The organism is Stenotrophomonas sp. CFBP8980 (genome assembly GCF_034046095.1).
GTDB classification, from domain to species: domain Bacteria; phylum Pseudomonadota; class Gammaproteobacteria; order Xanthomonadales; family Xanthomonadaceae; genus Stenotrophomonas; species Stenotrophomonas lacuserhaii.
On the sequence record NZ_JAXCXF010000002.1, the window covers coordinates 274,086 to 298,596 of the forward strand.

The 24,511-nt window shown below is 65.9% G+C and carries 18 protein-coding genes, 6 tRNA genes and 1 pseudogene; 15 read left to right on the top strand and 10 right to left on the bottom strand.

Annotated elements, in window-relative coordinates; translation table 11 throughout:
- Nucleotides 1-5 precede the first annotated feature (5 nt).
- The 8 genes from lpxH to SOM47_RS07310 form a co-directional block, all read right to left on the bottom strand.
- Nucleotides 6-743 (bottom strand): UDP-2,3-diacylglucosamine diphosphatase, encoded by a 738-nt coding sequence (gene lpxH / locus SOM47_RS07275; RefSeq protein WP_320505207.1) that lies wholly within the window; start codon nucleotides 741-743, stop codon nucleotides 6-8.
- A 44-nt stretch (nucleotides 744-787) separates the two neighbouring features.
- Entirely contained in the window at nucleotides 788-1,327 is a 540-nt protein-coding gene (locus SOM47_RS07280; RefSeq protein WP_320505208.1) for a phosphatase PAP2 family protein, read from the bottom strand.
- Entirely contained in the window at nucleotides 1,308-2,453 is a 1,146-nt protein-coding gene (locus tag SOM47_RS07285; RefSeq protein WP_320505209.1) for a glycosyltransferase family 4 protein, read from the bottom strand. The genes SOM47_RS07280 and SOM47_RS07285 overlap by 20 nt, the downstream gene beginning before the upstream one ends.
- A gap of 609 nt (nucleotides 2,454-3,062) precedes the next feature.
- Nucleotides 3,063-4,586 (bottom strand): exopolyphosphatase, encoded by a 1,524-nt coding sequence (ppx, locus tag SOM47_RS07290; protein WP_042614799.1) that lies wholly within the window; start codon nucleotides 4,584-4,586, stop codon nucleotides 3,063-3,065.
- 70 nt (nucleotides 4,587-4,656) lie between these two features.
- A complete protein-coding gene (gene ppk1 / locus SOM47_RS07295) occupies nucleotides 4,657-6,744 on the bottom strand; it encodes a polyphosphate kinase 1 (RefSeq protein ID WP_042614800.1) in 2,088 nt (695 codons plus the stop codon).
- A gap of 4 nt (nucleotides 6,745-6,748) precedes the next feature.
- Nucleotides 6,749-8,077: a phosphate regulon sensor histidine kinase PhoR gene (phoR, locus tag SOM47_RS07300; RefSeq protein ID WP_192084545.1), complete on the bottom strand. Its 1,329-nt coding sequence runs from the start codon at nucleotides 8,075-8,077 to the stop codon at nucleotides 6,749-6,751.
- Between the two features lie 14 nt (nucleotides 8,078-8,091).
- Nucleotides 8,092-8,781, bottom strand: a complete 690-nt coding sequence (phoB, locus tag SOM47_RS07305) for a phosphate regulon transcriptional regulator PhoB (RefSeq protein WP_042614802.1) — start codon at nucleotides 8,779-8,781, stop codon at nucleotides 8,092-8,094.
- 123 nt (nucleotides 8,782-8,904) lie between these two features.
- Nucleotides 8,905-10,545, bottom strand: a complete 1,641-nt coding sequence (locus SOM47_RS07310; protein ID WP_320505210.1) for a M48 family metalloprotease — start codon at nucleotides 10,543-10,545, stop codon at nucleotides 8,905-8,907.
- A 141-nt stretch (nucleotides 10,546-10,686) separates the two neighbouring features.
- On the opposite strand from SOM47_RS07310, the gene grxC reads away from it, so the two are divergent.
- The 5 genes and pseudogenes from grxC (at nucleotide 10,687) to SOM47_RS07335 (ending at nucleotide 14,648) form a co-directional block, all read left to right on the top strand.
- Nucleotides 10,687-10,983: a glutaredoxin 3 gene (gene grxC, locus SOM47_RS07315; RefSeq protein ID WP_101098858.1), complete on the top strand. Its 297-nt coding sequence runs from the start codon at nucleotides 10,687-10,689 to the stop codon at nucleotides 10,981-10,983.
- Complete coding sequence (locus SOM47_RS07320; protein ID WP_042614805.1) at nucleotides 10,980-11,369, top strand: carboxymuconolactone decarboxylase family protein; 390 nt, start codon at nucleotides 10,980-10,982, stop codon at nucleotides 11,367-11,369. The genes grxC and SOM47_RS07320 overlap by 4 nt, the downstream gene beginning before the upstream one ends.
- Nucleotides 11,370-11,781: 412 nt before the next feature.
- Nucleotides 11,782-12,786: an isocitrate dehydrogenase gene (locus tag SOM47_RS07325; protein WP_042614806.1), complete on the top strand. Its 1,005-nt coding sequence runs from the start codon at nucleotides 11,782-11,784 to the stop codon at nucleotides 12,784-12,786.
- Nucleotides 12,787-12,964: 178 nt separating this feature from the next.
- Nucleotides 12,965-13,684 carry a cysteine hydrolase family protein gene (locus SOM47_RS07330; RefSeq protein ID WP_320505211.1) on the top strand — a complete coding sequence of 240 codons (720 nt, stop codon included), beginning with the start codon at nucleotides 12,965-12,967 and terminating at the stop codon, nucleotides 13,682-13,684.
- A 50-nt stretch (nucleotides 13,685-13,734) separates the two neighbouring features.
- A pseudogene (locus SOM47_RS07335) lies at nucleotides 13,735-14,648 on the top strand (LysR family transcriptional regulator).
- Between the two features lie 183 nt (nucleotides 14,649-14,831).
- Here SOM47_RS07335 and SOM47_RS07340 read toward each other — a convergent pair.
- The gene (locus SOM47_RS07340) at nucleotides 14,832-15,602 is read right to left on the bottom strand and encodes a Bax inhibitor-1/YccA family protein (protein WP_320505212.1); all 771 of its coding nucleotides are present in this window, start codon (nucleotides 15,600-15,602) and stop codon (nucleotides 14,832-14,834) included.
- 228 nt (nucleotides 15,603-15,830) lie between these two features.
- Between SOM47_RS07340 and SOM47_RS07345 the strand changes: the two genes are divergently transcribed.
- From SOM47_RS07345 to SOM47_RS07365, 5 genes are all read left to right on the top strand, one after another.
- A tRNA-Pro gene (locus SOM47_RS07345) sits at nucleotides 15,831-15,907 on the top strand.
- Between the two features lie 39 nt (nucleotides 15,908-15,946).
- Nucleotides 15,947-16,023: transfer RNA gene (locus tag SOM47_RS07350), tRNA-Arg, on the top strand.
- Nucleotides 16,024-16,315: 292 nt separating this feature from the next.
- A tRNA-His gene (locus SOM47_RS07355) sits at nucleotides 16,316-16,392 on the top strand.
- A gap of 82 nt (nucleotides 16,393-16,474) precedes the next feature.
- Nucleotides 16,475-16,550 (top strand) — tRNA-Lys (locus SOM47_RS07360).
- A gap of 126 nt (nucleotides 16,551-16,676) precedes the next feature.
- Nucleotides 16,677-16,752, top strand: a tRNA-Lys gene (locus SOM47_RS07365).
- 54 nt (nucleotides 16,753-16,806) lie between these two features.
- On the opposite strand, the gene SOM47_RS07370 is transcribed toward SOM47_RS07365, so the two are convergent.
- Nucleotides 16,807-18,024, bottom strand: coding sequence for a GAF domain-containing sensor histidine kinase (locus tag SOM47_RS07370; RefSeq protein ID WP_320505213.1), 1,218 nt, complete (start codon nucleotides 18,022-18,024; stop codon nucleotides 16,807-16,809).
- Between the two features lie 155 nt (nucleotides 18,025-18,179).
- On the opposite strand from SOM47_RS07370, the gene SOM47_RS07375 reads away from it, so the two are divergent.
- The 5 genes from SOM47_RS07375 (at nucleotide 18,180) to lon (ending at nucleotide 24,474) form a co-directional block, all read left to right on the top strand.
- Nucleotides 18,180-18,266 (top strand) — tRNA-Leu (locus SOM47_RS07375).
- Between the two features lie 196 nt (nucleotides 18,267-18,462).
- On the top strand, nucleotides 18,463-19,758 hold the full coding sequence (tig, locus tag SOM47_RS07380; protein WP_320505214.1) for a trigger factor: 1,296 nt from the start codon (nucleotides 18,463-18,465) through the stop codon (nucleotides 19,756-19,758).
- Between the two features lie 68 nt (nucleotides 19,759-19,826).
- Entirely contained in the window at nucleotides 19,827-20,453 is a 627-nt protein-coding gene (clpP, locus tag SOM47_RS07385; protein ID WP_042613348.1) for an ATP-dependent Clp endopeptidase proteolytic subunit ClpP, read from the top strand.
- Between the two features lie 126 nt (nucleotides 20,454-20,579).
- Nucleotides 20,580-21,869: an ATP-dependent Clp protease ATP-binding subunit ClpX gene (gene clpX, locus SOM47_RS07390; RefSeq protein ID WP_042613349.1), complete on the top strand. Its 1,290-nt coding sequence runs from the start codon at nucleotides 20,580-20,582 to the stop codon at nucleotides 21,867-21,869.
- Between the two features lie 142 nt (nucleotides 21,870-22,011).
- Nucleotides 22,012-24,474, top strand: coding sequence for an endopeptidase La (gene lon / locus SOM47_RS07395; protein ID WP_042613350.1), 2,463 nt, complete (start codon nucleotides 22,012-22,014; stop codon nucleotides 24,472-24,474).
- Nucleotides 24,475-24,511 lie beyond the last annotated feature (37 nt).

Consider the following 24,511-nt stretch of genomic DNA (forward strand, 5'->3'; position numbering starts at 1 on the left):
AGGCATCATAGTGCCTGCAGCGACATCCCCTCGGGGGTGACCCGCAGCACCGAACCCTGCTCATACCAGTCGCCCAGCACGATCCGGGTGCGTGTCTGGTCGCCTGCCATCAGCGAATGCACAGCGGGGCGATGGGTATGGCCGTGGATCATCGTGTCCACGCCGAAGCGGACAAAGGTCGCATCCACCTCGGCCGGTGCCACATCGGTGACAGTTTCGAACTGTGCACGATCTCCCTGCTTCATTTCCGACTGGCGGCTCTGGCTGGCATCGCGTGCCTTCTGCGCGAACGCGATGCGCGCGGCCAGCGGCTGGGCCAGGAACTGGGCCTGGAACGCCGGGTCGCGGGTCTGCGCGCGGAACTGCTGGTAAGGCAGGTCATCGGTACACAGCAGGTCGCCATGCTGCAGCAGCACCGGCGTGCCATACAGGTCGATCACACTGGGGTCGGGCAGGATGCGCATGCTGGCGCGGGCGGCATACTGCTCGCCCAGCAGGAAGTCGCGGTTGCCGCGGATGAAGTACACCGGCACGCCGGCATCGGACACCTCCTTCAGCGCCGCTGCCACCGCATCGGCCGCCGGTGAAGGCGTGTCGTCACCGATCCAGGCTTCGAACAGATCGCCCAGGATGTACAGCGCGTCCGCCTCAAGCGCTTCGCTGCGCAGGAAGGCAAGGAAGAGATCGGTGATGGCCGGACGGCTCGCGTCCAGGTGCAGATCGGAAATGAACAGCGTGGTCATGCGCCTATTGTAGGCAAGACCTCCGATGCGTGTGGGGATGGGGATCACGCGCCCAACGGCAGCCATCCCAGGCTGGCCCACGCCAGCAGCAGCGCGATACCGGTGGCGGCCAGTACATCGCTGGGGTAATGCAGGCCCAGCACCACGCGCGATGCCGCCACGCCCAGCGTGAACGGCACCAGCAGCGGCGCCAGCCACGGGTAATAGAACAGGGCGACAGCAGTGAACGAGACCGCATGCAGGGTGTGGCCGGAGGGGAAGCTGAACTCGTCCAGCGGGGCCACCCAGGCGCGGATGCGCAGATCGGCCTTGTAGGGCCGCGGGCGCCGGGTCCAGCGCTTGAGCCCCTTGTACAGCAACAGCGCGGCCAAGCCGGTGGCGGCCATGTGGGTACTGGCGCGCAGCCCTTCCATGCCATCCAGCAACACCAGCGCCCCCATCAGCACGTACCAGAACACGCCATCACCCAGCCGGCTGATCACCGCGAACAGCGAGCGCATGCGACGGCGGCGGCAGTACAGGTTGGCACGGCGGCACCAGCGGGTTTCGCGGCCGATCAACAGGTCAAGCGGCGTGGTGCGCATGCAGCCTCCGGGCGTGGGCAAGTTCGGACAGCAGGGCATCGAATTCGGCCACCACCTGCTGCGGATGCAGGCGCTTCATGTCCCGCGCCGCCTGCTGGCCAAGGCTGGCGCGCAGTGTGTCATCGCCGGCAAAGCGCAGCGCGGCTTCGACGAACTGGTCGTCGGTATCCACCGCCGCGCCATTCTCGCCATCGCGCAGGTATTCGCGCGCGGCGCCGTAATCGAAGGCCACCGTGGCCAGTCCACTGGCCATGGCTTCAAGGGTCACGTTGCCGAACGTCTCGCTGCGGCTGGGAAACAGGAACAGGTCGCCACTGGCGAAATGGCGCGACAGCGCTTCGCCGCGCTGCACGCCGCAGAACAGGAAATCAGGATTGTCGTGGGCCAGTTTTTCGCGGGCCGGTCCATCGCCGACCAGCACGAAGCGGGCTTTGGGGCGCTGCTGCTGCAGCCGGCGGAAGGCTTTCACCGCAAGACCCAGGTTCTTTTCCGCGGCGATGCGCCCGACGTAGATCGCGGCAAAACCATTCCCCTCGATACCCCATTCTTCGCGCAGCGCCGGATCGCGCTTGGCCGGATCGAACTGTTGGCTGTCCACCGCGCGGGCCAGCAGGCGGACCCGTTCGAAGCCTTCGCCGGCGAGGAAATCCTGCAGTTCCCGGGTGGGCACCAGGGTGGCATCGGCCTGGTTGTGGAAGCGGCGCATCCAGCGCAGCGCGGCGGCCTGCAGCCATGCAACGCCGTAGTCAGGCAGGTATTCGTCGAAGCGGGTATGGAAGCCGGTGGCGACCGGGATGCCGAGCCGGCGCGCGCAGCGCAGGGCGGACCAGCCCAGCGGGCCTTCGGTTGCGATGTAGACCGCATCGGGACGTCGGGCCTGCCACTGGCGGCCGAGCCGGACAGGCGCGGGCAGGCCGAAGCGCAGGCCGGGATAACGCGGCAGGGCGGCACCGGGAACCAGCAGCGTGCCGTCGAGCAGCTCGGCGTCGCAGTCGGCGTGCTGGCGCGGTCGCACCAGGTCGACCTCGTGCCCGGCGTTGCGCAGGCCCATCTCCAACCCCTGCACGGTCAGGGCCACGCCGTTCACTTCCGGAGGATAGGTCTCGGTGACGATCGCGTAGCGCATGGGGCTCTCCCGTTTGTGCGCATGCTCGTCGTTGGGCATGTCCCGGGCATGACCGGATTGCGACCGTCGCGTTACCGGGCGAACGGGTGGGACCCCCTCGCGGGTGGCTTTGGAGCTGCATCTGGGGCGGGCCGGGCGGTGGGACTGTGCGGGGGACGGCAAAAGCCGCTCCTGCGGGCCTCGTTTCGCGCCATCCATGGCGCGGGTCCGCGTCATCGCATTCGCGCTGCCGCTCCCACGCTTTGCTTCGCAAACCGCAGGCCCCGTCTCACCAGCACCCACACCCCGCCGCTTCGCGGCCGCCCCTGACTCAGGGGCTTCCTCCCCCAGATGGGCTACTGTCATCGGTAGCGCCGACCCATGGTCGGCGAGCGCAGCGGGCCGTTGGCGGGAACATTCCGCCGACCATGGGTCGGCGCTACCGAAGGTTCCATGGCCGCCATGGACCTGTCGAGGGCGGGGCGGGGTGGCTGTGCAGGACCGTCTTTTCGCATGGATGCGAAAAGCGAGCCTCCATGGACGGATTCACGGCGTGTCCTGCACAGCCACCCCGCCCCACCAGCAAGCAGCCCTGCAGCTGTTGCCATTGCCGTTGCCCGCGCTCCTGGCTCAGGCCACGAACGGTTTGAACTGCAGCCCCAGGCCGGTCATGCCGTCCACTTCGCCGATCAGGTCGGCACGCAGCAGCGGCCGTGGATCGATGAAACTCTGCGGCACGATCAACGATAGCCGGTCGTCCTCCGCGGTGATTTCCAGTACCGGCAGCGGCGTGGATTCGTGCGCGCGGTTGACCAGCACGGCCAGGCGAAGCAACGCGGCCAACCGGCGCGCCGGCACTACCAGGCGCTCGGGGAGCGCCTCGAATGCGCTCTTGGGCACGTTGCGGCGGTGCGTGCGAACCAGCGCGGCCAGCATCTGCTGTTCCTGCCGGGAGAACCCGGCGATGTCCGAGTTTTCCAGCAGGTAGCTGCCGTGGGTGTGGTAACCGCTGTGCGCGATCATCAGGCCCATCTCATGCAGGCGCGCGGCCCAGGACAGCATGCGGGCATCATCGGCCTCAAGCTTCCAGCTGTCCCGGACCTGGTCGAACAGCGAAAGGGCCGTGCTCTGCACGCGATCAGCCTGCGCCACGTCGATGTCATAGCGCACTGTCAACGTATGCACCGACACATCGCGTGGATCATTCTCGCCGGCGCGGCCGACGATGTCATACAGGATGCCTTCGCGCATGGCCGCCTTGCTGACCAGCAGCTTCTGCAGGCCCAGCGCCTGGAAGGCGGCTTCCAGCACCAGTACGCCACCGGCGATGATCGGCCGGCGGTCGCTGCCCAGTCCGGGCAGCACGATGTCATCGATCTTCTTGGCCTTCAGCAGTTCATCGCGCAGCTGCGGCAGCGCCTCGGCGGTAATCGCGCCCTTGCTCAGCTTCATCGCCGCGCAGATCTCGCTGATCGCCTTGTGGGTGCCCGAAGACCCCAGCGCCTCGTCCCAGCCGAGCGCCCGGTACTTGCTGGCGAATGGCTGGAATTCGCGGCCGATTTCAGCCAGCGCATCCTTCCAACGCTTGCGGCTGAGCTTGCCGCCCGGGAAGAACCGCCGCGTGCTGGCGATGCAACCGGCCTGCAGGCTTTCGCGTTCCAGGGTCTGCATGCCCGAGCCGATGATGAACTCGGTGGAGCCACCGCCGATGTCGATCACCAGCCGGCGCTGGTCGGCCTTGGGCGGCTGCGCGTGCGCCACGCCCAGGTAGATCAGGCGCGCCTCTTCGCGGCCGCTGACCACTTCGATGGCATGCCCCAGCGCGGTTTCGGCCGGCATCAGGAACGCCTGCGGCGAGCGCAGCTGGCGGACAGTGTTGGTAGCCAGGGCGCGCACGCGGTGCGAGGGCACATCGCGGATGCGCTGGCCGAAGCGGGCCAGGCATTCCAGCGCGCGCTGTCGCGCCTCGCTGGATAGGCCGCCTTTGCCATCCAGGCCGTCGGCCATGCGCACGGTCTCGCGCAGGCGGTCGACCACCCGCAGCTGCCCCAGCGTGTAGCGGGCGATGACCATGTGGAAACTGTTGGAGCCGATGTCGATGGCGGCCAGCAGGTCGCCATCTTGCAGGGTCGGGGAAGTCGATGTGTGCGGCATGTTCGAATGGTAGCCGAAGGCGGGTGCCGCTCGTCACCGCGCCTTCTTCACGTTGCCGGACCAGCGGCGCTCACAGGCCCTGCATCAGGCCCATCTGCGCCGAATGCGGAGCTTCGTCGTGCGCCGGTGCCAGCTTCACGTAGCGGCCGTCGGCCTGCAGTTCCCAGGCGTTGAGGTTGTCATCCAGATAGTTCTGCAGCACCTCGCGGTACACCCGTCGTGCCAGCGCCGGGTCGAGGATCGGGAAGGCCGTCTCCACGCGCCGCAGCAGGTTGCGTTCCAGCCAGTCCGCGCTGGCGCAGTACAGTTCCGGTGCACCGGCGTTGCCGAACCAGTAGACCCGGCTGTGTTCCAGGAAGCGGCCGACGATGGAGCGCACGCGGATGTTGTCCGACACGCCCGGCACACCGGGGCGCAGCGTGCAGGCGCCGCGCACGATCAGGTCGATCTGCACCCCGGCCTGCGAGGCGGCATACAACGCGCGCACCACCTGCGGTTCGTTGAGCGCGTTCATCTTGGCGATGATGCGCGCCGGCCGTCCGGATTCGGCGATCGCCTTCTCGCGCTCGATGCGCTTGAGCACCCCGGTGTGCAGCGTGAACGGGGATTGCAGCAGGTGCTTCAGCTTGGCCTTGGATGCCAGACCGGACAGCTGCTGGAACAGCAGGTGCACGTCGTTGCCGATGTCCGCATCGGCGGTGATCAGGCTGATGTCGGTGTACGCGCGCGCGGTGCCGCTGTGGTAATTGCCGGTGCCCAAATGCACGTAGCGGCGCAGCTTGCGGCCTTCGCGGCGCACGATCAGCAGCATCTTGGCGTGGGTCTTGAAGCCCACCACGCCGTACACCACCTGCACGCCGGCCTCCTGCAGGCGGTCGGCCAGGCCCAGGTTGGCCTCTTCATCGAAGCGCGCACGCAGCTCCACCACCACGGTCACGTCCTTGCCGTTGCGGGCGGCCTGGATCAGCGCCTCCACGATCAGCGAATCCTTGCCGGTGCGGTACAGGGTCTGCTTGATCGCCAGTACGTTCGGATCGATCGCCGCCTGCTTGATGACATCCAGCACCGCGGTGAAGGCATCGAAGGGGTGGTGCAGCAGCACGTCCTGGCGGGCCACCGTTTCGAAGATGCCGTCGCCATCGCGTAGCGTGCGCGGGGTCATCGGCGGGTACTTCAGGTCCGGCCGCGGCACCACGTCGTACAACTGGATGACGCGGTTGAGGTTGACCGGTCCATCGATGTAATACACCGCGTTTTCGGTCAGGCCGAAGTTCTGCAGCAGCGTGCGCACGATGTCGCGCGGGGTGTCCTGGGCGATCTCCAGCCGCACCGCCGGCCGGTAACCACGGTCCACCAGCTCGTCGCGCAGCGCCAGCGCGAGGTTCTCGACTTCTTCCTCGTCCACCACCAGTTCGGAATTGCGGGTGACGCGGAACTGGTAGGCGCCTTCCACTTCCATGCCCGGGAACAGCTCGTCGACGAACGCCGACAGCATCGAGGACAGGAACACGAAGTTGCGGCCTTCACCCAGCGATTCGGGCAGTTCGATGATGCGCGGCAGTGAGCGCGGTGCGCGCACGATCGCCAGGTGGCCACTGCGGCCGAACGCATCCACGCCCTTCAGCACCACCACGATGTTCAGTGATTTGTTGAGGATCTTCGGGAACGGATGCACCGGGTCCAGCCCAAGCGGCGACAGCACCGGCATGATCTCGTTGCGGAAGTAAGCGCGCAGCCAGCGCTTCTGGCGGTGGTTCCAGGAATGGCGGCCGAGCACGCCGATGCCGGCGTCCTGCAGTGCCGGGCGCAGCACTTCGTTCCAGCAGCGGTACTGCTGGTCCACCAATTCTGCGGCACGGTCATGGATGGCGGTCAGGATCGCCTGCGGGCTCATGCCGTCCGGCGCCGGCGGCAGCCCGAACTCCTGCGCGTGGCGCACCGCCGCGGCGCGGATTTCGAAGAACTCGTCCAGGTTGGTGCAGGAAATGCACATGAAGCGCAGGCGCTCCAGCAGCGGTACCTGCGGGTCCAGCGCCTGCGCCAGAACGCGGAAGTTGAAATCCAGCTGGGAGAGTTCGCGGTTGATGTACAGCGCCGGATCCCGCAGTGAATCGGAGTCCGGCTGCGGCACGACGGGGAGGGATCCTGGGCTGCTCATGGCGTCAATCTTCGGCATGGAGGGAGGCGGCCATATCGCGCGCGCGGACATGCGACGCATCGAAATGGCAGGAGAACGTGGAGCCCTTGCCGACCTCGCTCTGGATCTCCAGGCGGGCGTGGTGCAGGCCAAGGATGTGCTTGACGATGGACAGGCCCAGGCCGGTGCCACCGCTCTCGCGCGAGCGGCTGCTGGACACGCGGTAGAAGCGTTCGGTCAGTCGCGGCAGGTGGTTGGCCGGGATGCCATAGCCGGTATCGCGCACGGCCAGAACCACGCCGTCGCCTTCGCGGCTGAAGGTCACCCGCACCTGGCCGTCGGCCGGGGTGTAGCGCACCGCGTTGGTGACCAGGTTGGAAAATGCGCTGTGCAGTTCCTTGATCGACCCCAGCAGGTCCACCCCGGCGTGGTCTTCCACGGTGATCTGGTGGCGGCCCTGGCTGTGGGCTTCGGCTTCGCGGCGCAACGTGGCCAGCATCGGCAGCATGGCGACCACTTCGGCATCGCCGGCTTCCTGCGATTCCAGCCGCGACAGGGTCAACAGGTCTTCCACCAGCTGGGCCATGCGCTGGCTCTGCTTGCGCATTTCCTCCAGCATCGGGCCGGTGCCGGGGAAGTCCTCCGGGTCCATCATGTCCAGGTAACCGTGCACCACGGTCAGCGGCGTGCGCAGTTCGTGCGATACGTTGGCCACGAAGTCGCGGCGCACCTGTTCCAGCCGCAGCAGCTTGCTGACATCACGCGCGATCAGCAGCCAGTGATCAGCCGAATAGGGGATCAGGCGCAGGTTGAGGCGGATCGCCGGATCGACCGGCGAGGGCACGTCCAGGATCGGTTCGGCGTTGCGTCCACCGGCCAGCCAGTGGGCCAGCGGCATCGGCTGCAGGCGCTGCACCAGCGCCTGGCCCAGGTCACCGGGATGGTGCAGGCCGAGCAGTGTGGTGGCAGCTTCGTTGAACCACTGCACGCGCTGGCTGTTGCGATCCAGCACCACCACCGCATCGGGCAGCGCGGCGGCTGCGGCACGGTAGCTGCGCAGCATGTCCAGCAGGCGGCGCTTGCGCACGCGCATCTCGTGCTGGTTGCGCGATACCACGCGGTCCAGTTCGTTCCAGACGCCGGCGCCGTCGGCGATCTCCCAGCGCTGGCGCGCGGTCAGCCGGCCGAGTACCCGGCGCAGCCGCCAGTAGTGCCAAGCCAGCGCGCCGATGGCGGCGATCGCCAGTCCCATCCACGCATCACCGAGCGCCCAACCCGCCAGCCCGGACAACAACAGCACCGTGGTCAGGGTGGCCAGGGTCTTGAACCAGGCAGAACGGATGTGACGCGGCATTGCGGTACCAGTGATCAGGTGGAAGTGGAGAAGCGGTAGCCGGCACCGCGCACGGTCTGCACCATGTTTTCGGCGGCGAACGGTTCCAGCGTCTTGCGCAGTCGGCGGATGTGCACGTCGATGGTGCGCTCTTCCACGTACACACTGCCGCCCCAGACGTGATCCAGCAACTGCGCCCGCGTGTACACGCGCTCGGGGTGGGTCATGAAGAAGTGCAGCAGGCGGTATTCTGTCGGGCCGATCGGCACCGGCTGGTCGTTGGCGAACACGCGGTGGGCGGCGCCGTCGATGCGCACCGAACCGACCGCCACGCTGCCATCTTCGTCGTCGTCGCGGGCCCGGCGCATCACCGCGCGGATGCGTGCAAGCAGCTCGCGGGCGGAGAACGGCTTGACCACGTAATCGTCCACGCCGGCTTCCAGCCCGCCGACGCGGTCGTTTTCCTCGCCGCGCGCGGTCAGCATGATGATCGGCACTTCGCGGGTCAGCGCCTCTTTGCGCCAACGGCGGGCCAGGTCCAGGCCACTGGTGCCCGGCAGCATCCAGTCCAGCAGGATCAGGTCGGGCACGCGATCGGCGATGGCCGTCTGTGCTTCGCGTGCGTCGCCGGCGTGGATCGGCTCGTAGTCGCCCTTGCGCAGGGCAAAGGCCACCATTTCGCGGATCGCGGGTTCGTCGTCGACGATCAGGATGCGTTTCTGCACGAGGCCACCAAGTTGCTCATCAGATCGGGAGTGACGTCAGTAGACTACGATTTGATGACATGTTTGTGACGCCACCGGCCCTGCTGTAACGACCAGCGGTCGGCGGCCCCCGCATTGCAACCGTCAGCGGCGCTCCAGTTCCGGGTCGTTGACCCCCTGGCGGCGCATTTCCAGCACGGTGGGGGTGATGGTCTCGATGCGCGCATCGACCCGCGCGCGGGTAACGTAATCCAGGTTGGGCTGGCGCTTCAGCGCCTGCAGCTGCATCAGCGACTGTTCCGGACGGCCGTTGAGGTAGGCCGCTTCGGCGTAGGCTTCGCTGGCACGGTGCGCATCGCCGGCCAGTTCACTGGCGCGGGCAAAGCGCTGCTGGAAGACCGGATCGTTGCCGCTTTGTGACAGCAGCGGCCGCAGCATGGCCTGCGCGCGCTGGCCGGCGGCCTGGCCGCCTTGTTCGTTGAGGATCTGCGCGAAGGTCAGCGCCACCGGACGGCTGCCCGGGTGCTGGCGCAGCAGCGCCTCGAAGCGTTCGTTGGCCTTGGCGGCCTGGCCGGAACGCGATTCGGCCTCGCCCAGTGCCAGTGCCACCCACAGGTTGCCGGGATCAGCGTCGTTCAGCTCGGCCAGGGCGCGCGCGGCGCCGGCCGCACCGCCGGTACCGGTGGTCAGCTGGGCCAGCGCCTGGCCGTAGCGCTGGGCCGGGGTCAGCCCGCCCTTCTGCCGGGCCAGGCCCTGGTATTCGCGGGTCAACTCGGACGGGGTCACCGCACTGAGCACCCGCAGGCGCTCGCGGGCCCAGTCGAAATCACCGCTGGAACCGCGGCTGAGCTGGCCCACCGACACCTGCATGCCCGGCGGCAGCAGCAGGTTGTTGCGGCGGGTGATCGGATCGGACAGGCCGGGATCGCTTGGGTTCACCCGTTCGGTGCGCACGCCACCGGGCACCTCGGTGGTCAACACCACCGTGTCCTTTTTCATCTGCTCGGCGCGCAGCTTGGCCTCGCTGATGCGGGTGGTGTTCACCGGATGGGTGCGCAGGAAGTCCGGCACGTTGTAACCGCCGTCGTTGCCGCGCATCGAGGCGCTCATGCGCTCGAAGAAGCCGGCCATGGCGTCCACGTCGTAGCCGCTGCGGGCCAGCGTGCGGATGCCCAGGCGGTCGGCTTCGGATTCATTGGAGCGGGTGTAATCGATCTGCCGCTGCTGCATCAGCCCCATGCCCGAGGCGATGCTGGCCATGGTCGCATTGCCGGCCGAGTTGCCCCCGGCCTGCTGGGAAGCGATGACCGCCGCCAGCATGCCCAGCAGGATCGGGATCTGGTCGCGCTGGGCGCGTTCCACGCCGCGCAGCACATGCTGCTGGGTGACGTGGGCGATTTCATGGGACAGCACCGCGGCCACTTCGTCTTCGCGTTCGGCAGTGAGCACCAGCCCGGCATTGACGCCGATGTAGCCGCCCAGCGTGGCGAAGGCATTGATCTGCCGGTCCTTCATCATGAAGAAGGTGTACTGCTGGCGCGGCTGCGCACTGTTGGAACCCAGCCGGGTGCCCATGGTCTGCAGCCACTCGGTGGTGAGCGGGTCATCCAGCAGGTAGCCGTAGTTGCGCAGTTCGCGCAGCATCATGCCGCCGTACTCGGCCTGGCGGGCAGGGGTCAGCAGTTCACCGGCCGACGATCCGATGTCGGGCAGCGAATCCTGGGCCTGGGCCAGCGGCACGGCCAACGCGAGGGTCAGGGCAGCGGAGAGCAGCAGCGGTCGCAAGCGGTCGGTCCTCGGGCAGCGTCCCCCAGCGTGGCAGGCCAGGGGGAAACCTATCGTTAATCCACAGTGTTGCGGCCATGGCGTGGATTTTCCATCAGGCCGCTACCATATACAGACAGTCGAACCGTCGTGGAGTTTCCCGTGAGCCAACTTGAACAGCCTGCTGGTGGCGCCCCCGCCATCACCATTTATTCCACCGCTGTCTGCCCGTACTGCGTGGCAGCCAAGAATTTCCTCAAGAGCAAGGGCCAGCAGTGGACCGAGGTGCGTATCGACCTGGATGCCGCCGAGCGCGAGAAGATGATGGCCAAGACCCGCCGCACCAGCGTGCCGCAGATCTTCGTCGGTGACGTTCACGTTGGCGGCTACGATGACATGATGGCCCTGCACCGTGAAGGCAAGCTGGAGCCGCTGCTGGCCGGGCAGGGCGCAGCATGAGCGCAGCGGACGAGGGCGGTGACCGCCTGGCCGAGTTCAATGCGTACCGCAAGAAGATGAACGAGCGCATCCTGGCTGAACCGAACCAGGTTGTGCGCCGTTTCTTCGCGCTGGACACGCAGACCTACCAGGCCGGCGCGCTGGATGTGAAGACCAAGGAGTTGCTGGGTCTGGTGGCCTCTCTCGTGCTGCGCTGCGACGACTGCATCAGCTATCACGTGGCCCAGTGCAAGGCCGCAGGTGTAGAGCGCGATGAGTTCTTCGAAACCTTCTCGGTAGGCCTGGTGGTGGGCGGATCGATCGTGATCCCGCACCTGCGCCGCGCGGTGGACTTCCTGGACCAGCTTGAAGCCGGCGCCGACGCACCTGCTGAACACGAACACTGACACGCGCCAGCCCCGCCGCTGGCCGTCATTTCGTGGTGGGTGACGACCGTTGGTCGTCACGGCCTGCCGCTGCGCTCGCCGAGCATGGCTCGGCGCTACCAGAGCTTCTCGCTGACCGGTAGTGACGGCCGCTGGCCGTCATTTCGTGGTGGGTGACGACCGTTGGTCGTCACGGCCTGCCGCACCAGAGCCCGCAATACGTCTGGTGACACAGCCCCTTCTGTTGAAGGGGCGCGCCGACAGGCGGGGGTAGAGGAAGAATGCGCGGGCAATTGTGCCTCTGCCGGCCTCGAACTTTGGTCTATTTGGGGGCTTTGGCCCGGCTGAGGCATAATTGCCGTTGAAACTTACCTGCGCCGGTGCACCGGACACCCCCGGACGGCGTTTTTCCCCCTGTTCGGAAATTTGATCAATGACGCAGAAAATCACGGTCATCCGCGGCGATGGCATCGGCCCGGAGATCATGGACGCTACGCTGTACGTCCTGGACAAGCTCAACGCCGGCCTGGAATACGAAGACGCCGACGCCGGCCTGGTGGCGCTGGAAAAGCATGGCGACCTGATGCCGGCTTCCACGCTGGAATCGATCGCGCGCAACAAGATCGCCCTGAAGAGCCCGCTGAGCACCCCGATCGGCGGTGGCTTCACCTCGATCAACGTCAGCCTGCGCCGCCACTTCGACCTGTACGCCAATGTCCGCCCGGCGCACACCTTCCCCAACACCAAGTCGCGTTTTGACAACGTCAACCTGGTGACCGTGCGCGAAAACACCGAAGGTGCCTACCTGGCGGAAGGCCAGGAAGTGTCGGCCGACGGCGAGACCGCGTTCTCCGGCACCCGCATCACCCGCAAGGGCTCCGAGCGCATCGTGCGCTACGCCTTCGAACTGGCCCGCAGCACCGGCCGCAAGAAGGTCACCGCCGTGCACAAGGCCAACATCATCAAGTCGACCTCGGGCCTGTTCCTGGCTGTGGCGCGCGAAGTGGCGGCCAAGTACCCGGACATCGAGTTCCAGGAAATGATCGTCGACAACTGCTGCATGCAGTTGGTGATGCGTCCGGAACAGTTCGATGTGATCGTCACCACCAACCTGTTCGGCGACATCATCTCCGACCTGTGCGCCGGTCTGGTCGGCGGCCTGGGCCTGGCCCCGGGTGCCAACATCGGTGAGAACGCGGCGATCTTCGAAGCCGTGCACGGCACCGCACCGGACATCGCCGGCCAAGGCAAGGCCAACCCGTGCGCCCTGCTGCTCGCCGCAGCGCAGATGCTGGACCATATTGGCCAGCCGGAAAATGCCGAGCGCCTGCGCAAGGCCATCGTCGCCACGATGGATGCCAAGGATTCCCTCACCGGCGACCTCGGCGGCACCGGCAATACGATGAGCTTCGCCCAGGCCATCGCGAGCCGCCTCTGATCGGCTGCGATACGGTCCCAGCAGTACCAGCGGGGCGCCTTCGGGCGCCTCGTTGCGTTTACGGGGACGGTCCGCGATCTGTGCGTTTCATGCACAGATGGAGTGCGCAACAGGGGGTTTTTGGTGCGCACAGTGCACGGCACCATGGACGCACTCTCCGTAGCCCAGGTACTTCCCCATGAATATTGCAGCTTTCGGTCTTGCCAGCCTGATCGGCATGGCCGCCGTCGCCCCGGTCGCCGCCGCCGAGCCGGCCCATCCCACCATCCGCCAGATGGCCGGTGCCACCCCGATCGACGCCCTGCAGGCAAGCAAGACCGCGGTGATCGTCATCGATTTCCAGAACGAGTACTTCCCGGGTGGTCGCATGGTGATCCCCGATGGCGCCAGCGCACTGCAGAACACACGCCGGCTGATCCAGGCGGCCGATGCCAAGGGCATCCGCGTGATCCACGTCCAGCACGTGCTGCCGGCCGGCGCCCCGCTGTTCGCCGAAGGTGGCAAGACCGTGCAGTTCCACCCTGACATGCAGCCGCGGGCGGGGGACACCGTGGTGCAGAAGGACAACGTGAGCGTCTTCGCTGGCGCCTCGGCTGCGGTGATGGACAAGGCCTTGAAGGACGCCGGCATCGACACGCTGATCGTCACCGGGCTGATGACCCATGCCTGCGTGTCGGGCGCTGCCCGCGACGCCGCCGCCGCCCCGCGCGGTTATCGGGTGATCGTGTCCTCCGACGCCACCGCCACCCGTGACCTGGAGCTGGCCACCGGTGCGACGATCAACCACAAGACCCTGCACGCAGCCAGCCTGGCCACGCTGGAAGACACCTATGGCGATGTGATGACCACCGACGCGATCATCGGCCTGGTGGACAACGCCGGCGCTGTCGCACGCTGATAAGCTGGCCGCGCCCGCAGCACGCGGGCGTCGGCCGGAGCGTGCCCTGGATGGACCATTTCGCTGCCCTGCGAGCGCTGCGTGCCATCGTCGAAGCAGGCAGTTTCACCGCCGCCGCCGAGCGCATGGGCACCACGCACTCGGCGATGTCGCGGCAACTGCGGCAGCTGGAAGATCATCTGGACGTGCGGCTGCTGGATCGCAACAGCCGCCGTTTCGCGTTGACCGAGGCCGGTCGCCAGTACTACGCCGAAGCGGTGGAACTGCTGGACCGGCTGGAACTGGCCGACAACCGCGCCCGTGCCGCACAGGCGCAGCCGAGTGGTCGCATCCGCATCAGTGTGCCGCAGGTGGTCGCCAGCCAGGGCTTCCGCACTGGCTGCCCCCGTTCCTGTCGCGCCATCCGCAGATCTCGCTGGATCTGTGCGCGGACGACCAGCTGGTGGACGTGGTCGGCGGCGGCTTCGACCTGGTGTTGCGCATTGCCCATGAACTGCCGGACAGTCAGATGGTGGCGCGCGAACTGGCCTGTTGCGACCGCATCCTGGTGGCCGCACCGTCCTACCTGGCCCGGCATGGTCTGCCGCGCCACGGCAGTGAGCTGGCGCAGCACGCGCTGCTGGCCTTCAGTCCGACCACCGCACGGGTGCCTTGGCACCTGCAGGGTCCGCGTAGCGCATCGCTTGAAGTCGAGGCCGGCCAGCGGCTGGCAGTTGATGCGACGCCGGCGCTTCATGCCGCCGCGCTGGCCGGCATGGGCATCACCCTGTTCACCGCACTCACCGTGCAGGACGACCTGCGCGCGGGGCGCCTGATCCGCGTGCTGCCGGACTGGAACGCCGGCCAGCGACGCTATTACGCGCTGTACCCGCACGCCCGCGCGCTGGCGCCAAAGGTGCGCGCGCTGGTCGATCACCTGCAGGCGCACTACGCCGCGCTGCAGTCGTCGCTGACCGCGCGGTAAAACGGCGCCACGCCCGGCGGCACCGGATTCGCGCGCGATGTCGCGCGGTCATACGGCGCCACGCCCGGCGGCGCAGGATCCGCGCGCGATGTCACCCGGTAGCGCCGAGCCATGCTCGGCGTAGCAATGATCACGCACGTAGCGGTGAAAGGCGCCGGGAATGGCCCGGCGCCCCAGGTCAGCTCAGCGCTGCTGGATCTTCGACAGCAGGCGCAGGAATTCCACGTACAGCCACACCAGGGTCACCATCAGCCCGAACGCGCCATACCACTCCATGAACTTCGGTGCACCCTGTTCCACGCCGCTTTCGATGAAATCGAAATCCAGCACCAGGTTCAGCGCCGCCACGATCACCACGAACACGCTGAAGGCGATGCCCAGGCCGCTGGCTTCATGGATCACCGGCACGTTGATGCCGAACATCCCCAGCACGATCGAAGCCAGGTACAGCAGCGCGATGCCGCCGGTGGCCGCGACCACGCCCAGCTTGAAGTTTTCGGTGGCCTTGATCAGCCCGCTGCGGTACGCCACCAGCAGCGCCACCAGGGTGCCGAAGGTCGCCAGCACGGCCTGGAACACGATGCCCGGGAAGCGCTGTTCGAACATCGCCGAAATCGCGCCCAGGAACAGGCCTTCCACCAGCGCGTACATCGGCGCGGTGACCGGCGACCAGGTCTTCTTGAACACGGTGATCAGCGCCAGCACGAAGCCGCCCAGCGCGCCGCCGATCAGGTAGCCCATGCCGGCCGAGGACAGCGTGCCGGCCGTATCGCCGCCGGTCACCAGTGCCTGGCTCCACGAGAACGACGCGGTCAGCACGGTCAGCAACAACAGCAGGCCGGTCTTGTTGACGGTGCCGTTGAGAGTCATCAGCTGGTCGCCGCGGGCCGAAACGGTACCGCTGCCAAGATCAAGGAAGGTGGATTCGGAAAGAGCCGGGTTGCCGCTGCGCATGTGCGATCTCCGTGCGAAAGGGGGTTAGGGGAGGCCATCCGGCCGTCAACGGCCAGCATAACGCACCCCGCGGGAGCGAGCCTGCTCGCTCCCGGACACGCCTCGCGACCACACCGCAGGAGCGAGCTTGCTCGCTCCCACACACGCCCGCGCAGGTTTGACAGAACCGGGGCCGGGTGTTCACAATTCCCGTCTGCTCGAGGGCCCCGCCCTGGCAGGAAGCATCGCCGGGGTATAGCGCAGTCTGGTAGCGCGCCTGCTTTGGGAGCAGGATGTCGGGGGTTCGAATCCCTCTACCCCGACCAACCATCGCCCTGTTGGAGCGGGTTGGTCCACCGGTTCGGGCGCCCGTAGCTCAACTGGATAGAGCACCGGCCTTCTAAGCCGGCGGTTACAGGTTCGATTCCTGTCGGGCGCGCCATTGGAATCTACCCACGGTGAACGCCGCAAACGTTCCAGCACCGCCGCGATCGGCGCGCCGAATTCCCTTTTTTCTCATCCCGGATCTGCCGCCACTTCGCGCGGGAGCAGGGCGGAGCTGCAGCCCGTTGATCAGGCGGCGCCGCATGTGTGAAGAACCGCTTGCAATTCTGGAGCGACTCCGTAAAAATAGCGGACTTGCTTCGGCATTCGTCGCTTTTCGGCACGGTGCAGGGCAGAAATCAAGGTTCCAGAGGCACGCAGTTGCCGCCGCTGGATCCGATGTTTCAGTGGTGGCTGTAGCTCAGTCGGTTAGAGTACCGGATTGTGATTCCGGTGGTCGGGGGTTCGAATCCCCTCAGCCACCCCACTGATTCAAGGCTGGTCAGCCGAAAGCAGATCAGCCGTTGCAGAAAGACGCGATGCAGCTTAAAGTATTCGTCTAGTTTTTCGGGCCGTTAGCTCAGTTGGTAGAGCAGTTGACTCTTAATCAATAGGTCCAAGGTTCGAATCCTTGACGGCCCACCAGACAGAAGCCACCAAGCACATGCTTGGTGGCTTTTTTCTTGCCCGCATGGTGCCCATGGCATCACGCGCGAAAAAAAAGCTTGCAAGAGATGTAGCGGCCACGTCATAATTCGCCTCCCGATTTTCGGGCCGTTAGCTCAGTTGGTAGAGCAGTTGACTCTTAATCAATAGGTCCAAGGTTCGAATCCTTGACGGCCCACCAGACAGAAGCCACCAGGTCACCCTGGTGGCTTTTTTCTTGCCTGCGTTATGGGGCTCAGCCTGCCAGCGCGAGCGGAATGGCGGGCATGGCGAACACGAAGCGCGTCCCCCGCGCCGCATCGGATTCCACCGACAGCGTGCCGTTGTGTGCTTTGGCGATTTCCGCGGCGATATACAGCCCCAGTCCCAGCCCGGGACGCGGCTGGTCACCGGCCTCGCGGGAGAACGGGGTGAACAGCTTGCCCAGCTTGTCCGGCGCGATCACGCCGCCGTTGTGGACCTGCAGCACCAATCCATTGGCGTCGGTTTGGATATCCAGCGTGATCGGTTGGTCCGCCGCGCCGTGCACCGCCGCGTTGGTCAGCAGATTGGCCAGCAACTGCGACAGGCGGTTGGCATCACACAGCAACGGCGCATCCACCGCGATGGTCGCGATGATGTCATTGCGCCCGGTCGCGCCGGCCACTTCGTGCACCACCCGCATCAGCTGGGCGGCCACGTTGGCATCGTAGGTGAGCGCCACCGGGATGCCGCCGCCAAGCCGGCCGCGGGCGAAATCCAGTACGTCCTCCACCAGGCCATCGATGCGGGTGATGCTGTCGCGCACCCGCGTCAGCAGCATGCCGCCACGTTCGGTGTGCGGTTCCAGCTCAAGCATTTCCGTGGCCATGCTGGCCGCCTGCAGGGGGCTGCGCAGGTCGTGGCCCAGCACCGCGATGAACTGGTCGCGCAGCACGGCGGTGTCGTTGGCGGCCGACAGGTCGGCGACCGCCTGCTGCAGCCGCTGTTCGGTGTGCAGGTAGTTGCCGATGAGTTCGGCGAACAATTCCAGCGAACGCACCACCTGCGCTTCGTCGAACCTGGCCGGTGCCGAATCGATCGCGCACAGGGTGCCGAAGAAGCTGCCGTCGGGGCGGAAGATCGGCACCGACACGTAGCTTTCCAACCCGTACAGGCGCGGGGTGTGGTGGCTGGCGTAGTGCGGATGCTCGCTCGCATGCCCGAAAATCACCGGCTGTGGCGCCTGGCGGATCTCGTTGCAGATGGTGCTTTCCAGGACCAGCTGTCCACCCACGCCCAAACCGAAGCCGAGCGTGTCGTAAGTAGCGCAGGCGACCCAATGGCTGTCAGTAACCCGGGCCACGGCGGCAAAGCGCGAGCCGGTGATGTGGGCCACGGTTTCCAGGATCCGCGGCACCGCCGCGATGGCGCCGATTTCGGCGATGTCCTGGATGATGTCTGCGCCCAGCGGGGCGGCGGCGGACTGCTGCATGCGGTGCTCGCCTCCTCGGCGGGCGGGTTCAGGCTGGCGTTGTGGAGGATGTGGCGCGCCGGACTTTGGGGGCATTCTAGGCCATGCTGGCCGGGTGCATCGTGCCCGCCCTACCCAAGACCGCCCCGCGCCTGCGACAATACCGGGCTAGACCAGCGAAAGTGGCGGAATTGGTAGACGCCCTGGATTTAGGTTCCAGTGCCTTAACCGGCGTGGGGGTTCGAGTCCCCCCTTTCGCACCATGGTCCGGCCACCCCTGCCAGCCGCGTTTTTCACGCGCGCGCCCGCCTGACCGACCCCCGCTGGCAGTGCCGCCCGTTATCGTCCAAACTAAAGGGCTGCGGCGGGCATGCGTGTCAACGCCGCCGCGTCCGAACAACCGTTTCGTCCATCACATCGAACCGGGGGCCAGCAGGGCCGCCGGTGGCAGGAGTCAACATGCAAGCTTCGATCGAATCCACCGGCAACCTGGAACGCCGCCTGAGCTTCTCGCTGCCGGAAGATCGCCTCAACACCCATATCAGTGGGCGTCTGGGCGAAATCGCCCGCACCACGCGCATCAAGGGCTTCCGCCCGGGCAAGGTGCCGGCCAAGGTGATCGAGCAGCGCTTCGGTGCGCAGGTCCGTGGCGAAGCCGTCGACGGCCTGCTGCGCGAAACCTTCGACGCGGCCATCCGCGAACACGCCCTGCGCGTGGTCGGCAGCCCGCGCATCGACAAGGGTGAGCAGGGCGAACTGTCGTTCGTGGCTACCGTCGAGCTGGTGCCGGAGTTCGGCGAGATCGACGTCTCCAAGCTGAACGTGGTCCGCCACGTGGCTGAAATCGGCGATGCCGACATCGACCAGATGATCGAAAACCTGCGCCAGCAGCGCCGCACCTGGGCCCCGGTCAGCCGTGGCGCGAAGGAAGGCGACCTGGTCGCGCTGGAAACCTTCTCCCAGGCTGGCGATGAGCGCCTGCCGGCCGAAGGTACCGAGAAGGGTACGATCGTCATCGGCCAGAACATGATGTTCGAAACCATTGAAAAGGGTTTGGTCGGCCTGGCCAAGGGTGAAGAGAAGACCCTGGACGTCGAGTTCCCGGCCGATTGGCGCGTTGAAGCGCTGGCTGGCAAGACCGTGCAGGTCACTGTCAAGGTCACCGAAGTGTCCGAAGAGTCGCTGCCGGAAGTGGACGACGCCTTCATCAAGAGCTTCGGCGTGAAGGCGGGCGACGTGGAGCAGTTCCGCAAAGACATCCGCGCCAACCTGGAGCGCGAGCTCAAGGGCGCCCTGATGAACCGCCTGCGTCGCGAAGTCGGCGAGCAGCTGATTGCCGCTTACAGCTCGGTCGAGCTGCCGCCGCGCCTGGTGGAGAACGAAGCCCGTGCGATGCTGGCCCAGCAGATCGAACAGCTTCGTCGCAGTGGCCGTGATCCGGGCCAGGTGCCGGCCGACGCCCATGAGGGCTTCAAGGACGCCGCTGGCAAGCGCGTGCTGGTCGGCCTGCTGGTCGGCGAAGTGGCCCGCGTCAACGACCTGAAGCTGGAGCCGAAGCGCCTGAATGAAACCATGCGCCTGATCGCTTCGACCTACGAAGAGCCGGACCAGGTCATTGAGATGTACCGCAACGACCCCCAGCTCATGTCGGGTCTGCAGAACCGCGTGATGGAAGAGCAGGTGATCGACTGGATCGCCGAGCGCGCCCAGCACACCGAGGAAACGCTGTCCTTCCAGGACGCGATCCGCGGCTGAGTCCTGCCCACGCCAGACCCCGCGCCGCAAGGCGCGGGGAGTTCCTCCCAACACAGGTGCCTCACGATATGGACAACCGAACCAAAGCCCTCAATCTGGTTCCGATGGTGGTCGAGCAGACCGCCCGCGGCGAGCGCGCCTATGACATCTATTCGCGCCTGTTGAAGGAGCGCCTGATCTTCCTCGTGGGCCCGATCGACGATCACATGGCCAATGTGGTGGTGGCGCAGCTGCTGTTCCTGGAAGCGGAAAACCCGGAAAAGGACATCAGCATCTACATCAACTCGCCCGGTGGCGTGGTCACCGCCGGCATGGCGATCTACGACACCATGCAGTACATCAAGCCGGACGTGGCCACCATCTGCGTCGGCCAGGCCGCCTCGATGGGCGCCTTGCTGCTGGCATCGGGCGCAGCCGGCAAGCGGTATGCATTGCCGAACTCGCGCGTGATGATCCACCAGCCGCTGGGTGGCTTCCAGGGCCAGGCGACAGATATCGACATCCACGCCCGCGAGATCCTGACGTTGCGCGCGCGTCTGAACGAGATCCTGGCCAAGCACACCGGCCAGTCGCTGGAAACGATCGCCCGCGACACCGAGCGCGACAACTTCAAGAGCGCCGTGGAGGCGCAGGCTTACGGGCTGGTCGATCAGGTCCTTGAGCGTCGCCCGGAAGAGTCGATCCAGGCGGGTTGATGACAGTAAAGCAGTCGATTTTCCGACTGGACAAGCAGGGTCGGGCAGGGCTGGTGCCCTCTCGGCCCTGTGTTATTCTCGAATTGAACCCCCGTCGAACGGGTGGGGTAACCAGGTAAGCGAAGCATGAGCGAAGACCGACAAGGTCGTTCCACGGACAGCGGCAAGATCCTTTACTGCTCCTTCTGCGGCAAGAGCCAGCACGAGGTGCGCAAGCTCATTGCCGGTCCAAGCGTGTTCATCTGCGATGAATGCGTGGAGCTGTGCAACGACATCATCCGTGAAGAGCTCGAGGAAAAAGCGCAGTCGGCGCGCAGTTCGCTGCCCAAGCCGCGCGAGATCCTCGAAGTCCTGGACCAGTACGTGATCGGCCAGAAGCGCGCCAAGCGCACGCTTGCCGTGGCCGTGTACAACCATTACAAGCGCATCGAGAGCCGGCAGAAGAACGACGAGGTCGAACTGGCCAAGTCGAACATCCTGCTGGTCGGCCCGACCGGTTCGGGCAAGACGCTGCTGGCCGAAACCCTGGCCCGCCTGCTCAACGTGCCGTTCACCATGGCCGACGCCACCACGCTGACCGAAGCCGGTTACGTGGGCGAGGACGTGGAAAACATCATCCAGAAGCTGCTGCAGAAGTGCGACTACGACGTCGAGAAGGCACAGCAGGGCATCGTCTACATCGATGAAATCGACAAGATCTCGCGTAAGAGCGAGAACCCGTCGATCACCCGCGATGTGTCCGGCGAAGGCGTGCAGCAGGCCCTGTTGAAGTTGATCGAAGGCACCGTGGCCAGCGTTCCGCCGCAGGGTGGACGCAAGCATCCGCAGCAGGAATTCCTGCAGGTGGACACCAAGAACATCCTGTTCATCTGTGGCGGCGCGTTTGCCGGCCTGGACAAGGTGATCCAGCAGCGTTCCACCGAATCGGGCGGTATCGGTTTCGGTGCGAAGGTGAAGTCGTCCGAGCGCAAGCAGGAAATCGGCAAGCTGCTGGCGGAAGTGGAGCCGGAAGACCTGATCAAGTTCGGCCTGATTCCCGAGTTCGTTGGCCGCCTGCCGGTGGTCGCGACTCTGGAAGAGCTGGACGAAGCGGCGCTGATCACCATCCTGACCGAGCCGAAGAACGCCATCACCAAGCAGTTCAAGAAGCTGTTCGAGATGGAAAACGTCGAGCTGGAGTTCCGTCCCGACGCGTTGGCCGCCATTGCGCGCAAGGCGCTCAAGCGCAAGACCGGTGCCCGTGGCCTGCGCACCATCGTGGAATCGGTGCTGCTGGACACCATGTACGAGCTCCCCTCGCAGGAGAACGTCAGCAAGGTGGTGGTGGACGAATCGGTCATCGAGCACAAGTCCGAACCGTACCTGATCTACCAGACCCCGCCAGCACCTGAACAGAAGGCCGCTGGCGCTGAATGATTCTTTCAATCGATTGATTTGAAAGTATTTTTTAGGAGCGTCTTGCATCCTTGCGCCGATGGCCCCATAACGGGGCCATCGGCTTTTTTGTCTCTGGCCCCGCTGGAGCCGGAGAGGCGTATCCCCCCTTCCTGGAGCCCCCATGGCCCGTTCCCCAACTGAGACTCTCGACCTGCCGGTACTGCCGCTGCGTGACGTGGTGGTGTTCCCGCACATGGTCATCCCGCTGTTCGTCGGTCGTGACAAGTCCATGCATGCGCTGGAAAAGGCGATGGAAGCGGACAAGCGCATCCTGCTGCTGGCGCAGAAGTCGGCCGAGACCGACGATCCGCAGGAAGCCGACCTGTACCAGGTCGGTACCCTCGCCCAGGTGCTGCAGCTGCTGAAGCTGCCTGACGGCACCATCAAGGTGCTGGTGGAGGGCCTGTCGCGCGTGCAGGTCAGCCAGGTCGGCGAGCGTGACGGCGCGCTACAGGGCACCGCCGTGGAGATCCAGGCCGAAGACGGCCGCGAAGCACGTGAGATCGAAGCGATCGCCCGTTCGCTGATGTCGCTGTTCGAGCAGTACGTCAAGACCAACCGCAAGCTGCCGCCGGAGCTGCTGCAGACCCTGGCCGGCATCGAAGAACCCGCGCGCCTGGCCGACACCATCGCCGCGCACATCAGCGTGCGCCTGGCCGACAAGCAGCGCCTGCTGGAAGTGCTGCCGGTGGGCGAGCGCCTGGAGATGCTGGTGGGCCTGGTCGATGGCGAAATCGACGTGCAGCAGATGGAAAAGCGCATCCGCGGCCGCGTCAAGTCGCAGATGGAAAAGAGCCAGCGCGAGTACTACCTCAACGAACAGATGAAGGCCATCCAGAAAGAACTGGGTGACCTGGACGACGCACCGGGCGAGCTGGAAGAGCTGGCCCGCAAGATCGCCGAAGCGGGCATGCCCAAGCCGGTGGAAACCAAGGCCAAGGCCGAACTGACCAAGCTCAAGCAGATGTCGCCGATGTCCGCCGAAGCGGCCGTGGTGCGCAACTACTTGGACTGGATCCTGGGCGTGCCGTGGAAGAAGCGCACCAAGGTGCGCAAGGACCTGAAGGTCGCCCAGGACACCCTGGACGCCGACCATTACGGCCTGGAGAAGGTCAAGGACCGCATCCTGGAATACCTGGCGGTGCAGTCGCGCGTGAAGCAGATGAAGGGCCCGATCCTGTGCCTGGTCGGGCCGCCGGGCGTGGGCAAGACCTCGCTGGGCCAGTCCATCGCCAAGGCGACCAACCGCAAGTTCGTGCGCATGAGCCTGGGTGGCGTGCGCGACGAGGCCGAGATCCGCGGCCACCGTCGCACCTACGTCGGTTCGATGCCGGGCCGCATCGTGCAGAACCTCAACAAGGTGGGCAGCAAGAACGCGCTGTTCCTGCTCGATGAGATCGACAAGATGTCGATGGACTTCCGCGGCGATCCGTCTTCGGCGCTGCTGGAAGTGCTGGATCCGGAGCAGAACAACTCCTTCAACGACCACTATCTGGAAGTGGACCTGGACCTGTCCGAAGTGATGTTCGTGGCCACGTCCAACTCGCTGAACATTCCCGGCCCGCTGCTGGACCGCATGGAAGTGATCCGCATCCCCGGCTACACCGAGGATGAGAAGCTCAACATCGCCATGCGTTACCTGGTGCCCAAGCAGATCAAGGCGGCCGGCCTGAAGCCGGAAGAGCTGGAAATCGACGGCGCGGCGATCCAGGACATCGTGCGCTACTACACGCGCGAATCCGGCGTGCGCAGCCTGGAACGCGAAATCGCCAAGATCTGCCGCAAGGTGGTCAAGGAGATCGCGCTGGCTGGTCCGGCCGGCCTGCCCAAGCCGAAGGCGGTGAAGGGCAAAAAAGCGAAGAAGGGCGCGCTGGTGCAGGTCGATGGCAGCAACGTGGACAAGTACCTGGGCGTGCGCCGCTTCGACTTCGGCCGCGCCGAAGAAGAGAACGAGATCGGCCTGGTGACGGGCCTGGCATGGACCGAAGTCGGCGGCGACCTGCTGCAGATCGAATCCACGTTGGTGCCGGGCAAGGGCCAGCTGATCCTGACCGGCCAGCTGGGCAACGTGATGAAGGAATCGGCCTCGGCGGCGCTGTCGGTGGTGCGCTCGCGCGCGGTGCAGTTCGGTATCGATGCCGCGTTCCTGCAGAAGCAGGACGTGCACGTGCACGTGCCCGATGGTGCCACGCCCAAGGACGGCCCCAGCGCCGGCGCGGCGATGGTGACCTCGCTGGTGTCCATCCTGACCAAGGTGCCGGTGCGGGCCGATGTGGCGATGACCGGCGAGATCACCCTGCGCGGCCGCGTCACGGCCATTGGTGGCTTGAAGGAAAAGCTGCTGGCGGCACTGCGTGGCGGCATCCGCACGGTGATCATCCCGGAGGAGAACCGCAAGGACCTTGCCGATATCCCCGCCAATGTCACGCGCGATATCGACATCATTCCGGTGAAGTACATCGAGCAGGTACTCGACCTGGCACTGGAGCGTCCACTGACCCCAAAGAAGACGCGTAAGACTGCGGAGCGCGTCACTGTTCGCAGCAAGGCCAAGACACCTTCCGCCACGCGCGTCAAGCACTGAAACGCGTACCGCAAACGGCCGAAACCCGCGTCATTGC

Coding starts and splice junctions, on each gene's coding strand:
- SOM47_RS07320 (WP_042614805.1), top strand. CDS start 10,980: ATGAGCGCAGCGGACGAGGGCGGTGACCGCCTGGCCGAGTTCAATGCG.
- SOM47_RS07370 (WP_320505213.1), bottom strand. CDS start 18,024: ATGCAGCAGTCCGCCGCCGCCCCGCTGGGCGCAGACATCATCCAGGAC.
- SOM47_RS07325 (WP_042614806.1), top strand. CDS start 11,782: ATGACGCAGAAAATCACGGTCATCCGCGGCGATGGCATCGGCCCGGAG.
- tig (WP_320505214.1), top strand. CDS start 18,463: ATGCAAGCTTCGATCGAATCCACCGGCAACCTGGAACGCCGCCTGAGC.
- SOM47_RS07340 (WP_320505212.1), bottom strand. CDS start 15,602: ATGCGCAGCGGCAACCCGGCTCTTTCCGAATCCACCTTCCTTGATCTT.
- SOM47_RS07280 (WP_320505208.1), bottom strand. CDS start 1,327: ATGCGCACCACGCCGCTTGACCTGTTGATCGGCCGCGAAACCCGCTGG.
- clpP (WP_042613348.1), top strand. CDS start 19,827: ATGGACAACCGAACCAAAGCCCTCAATCTGGTTCCGATGGTGGTCGAG.
- SOM47_RS07285 (WP_320505209.1), bottom strand. CDS start 2,453: ATGCGCTACGCGATCGTCACCGAGACCTATCCTCCGGAAGTGAACGGC.
- ppx (WP_042614799.1), bottom strand. CDS start 4,586: ATGCCGCACACATCGACTTCCCCGACCCTGCAAGATGGCGACCTGCTG.
- lpxH (WP_320505207.1), bottom strand. CDS start 743: ATGACCACGCTGTTCATTTCCGATCTGCACCTGGACGCGAGCCGTCCG.
- ppk1 (WP_042614800.1), bottom strand. CDS start 6,744: ATGAGCAGCCCAGGATCCCTCCCCGTCGTGCCGCAGCCGGACTCCGAT.
- clpX (WP_042613349.1), top strand. CDS start 20,580: ATGAGCGAAGACCGACAAGGTCGTTCCACGGACAGCGGCAAGATCCTT.
- phoR (WP_192084545.1), bottom strand. CDS start 8,077: ATGCCGCGTCACATCCGTTCTGCCTGGTTCAAGACCCTGGCCACCCTG.
- lon (WP_042613350.1), top strand. CDS start 22,012: ATGGCCCGTTCCCCAACTGAGACTCTCGACCTGCCGGTACTGCCGCTG.
- SOM47_RS07330 (WP_320505211.1), top strand. CDS start 12,965: ATGAATATTGCAGCTTTCGGTCTTGCCAGCCTGATCGGCATGGCCGCC.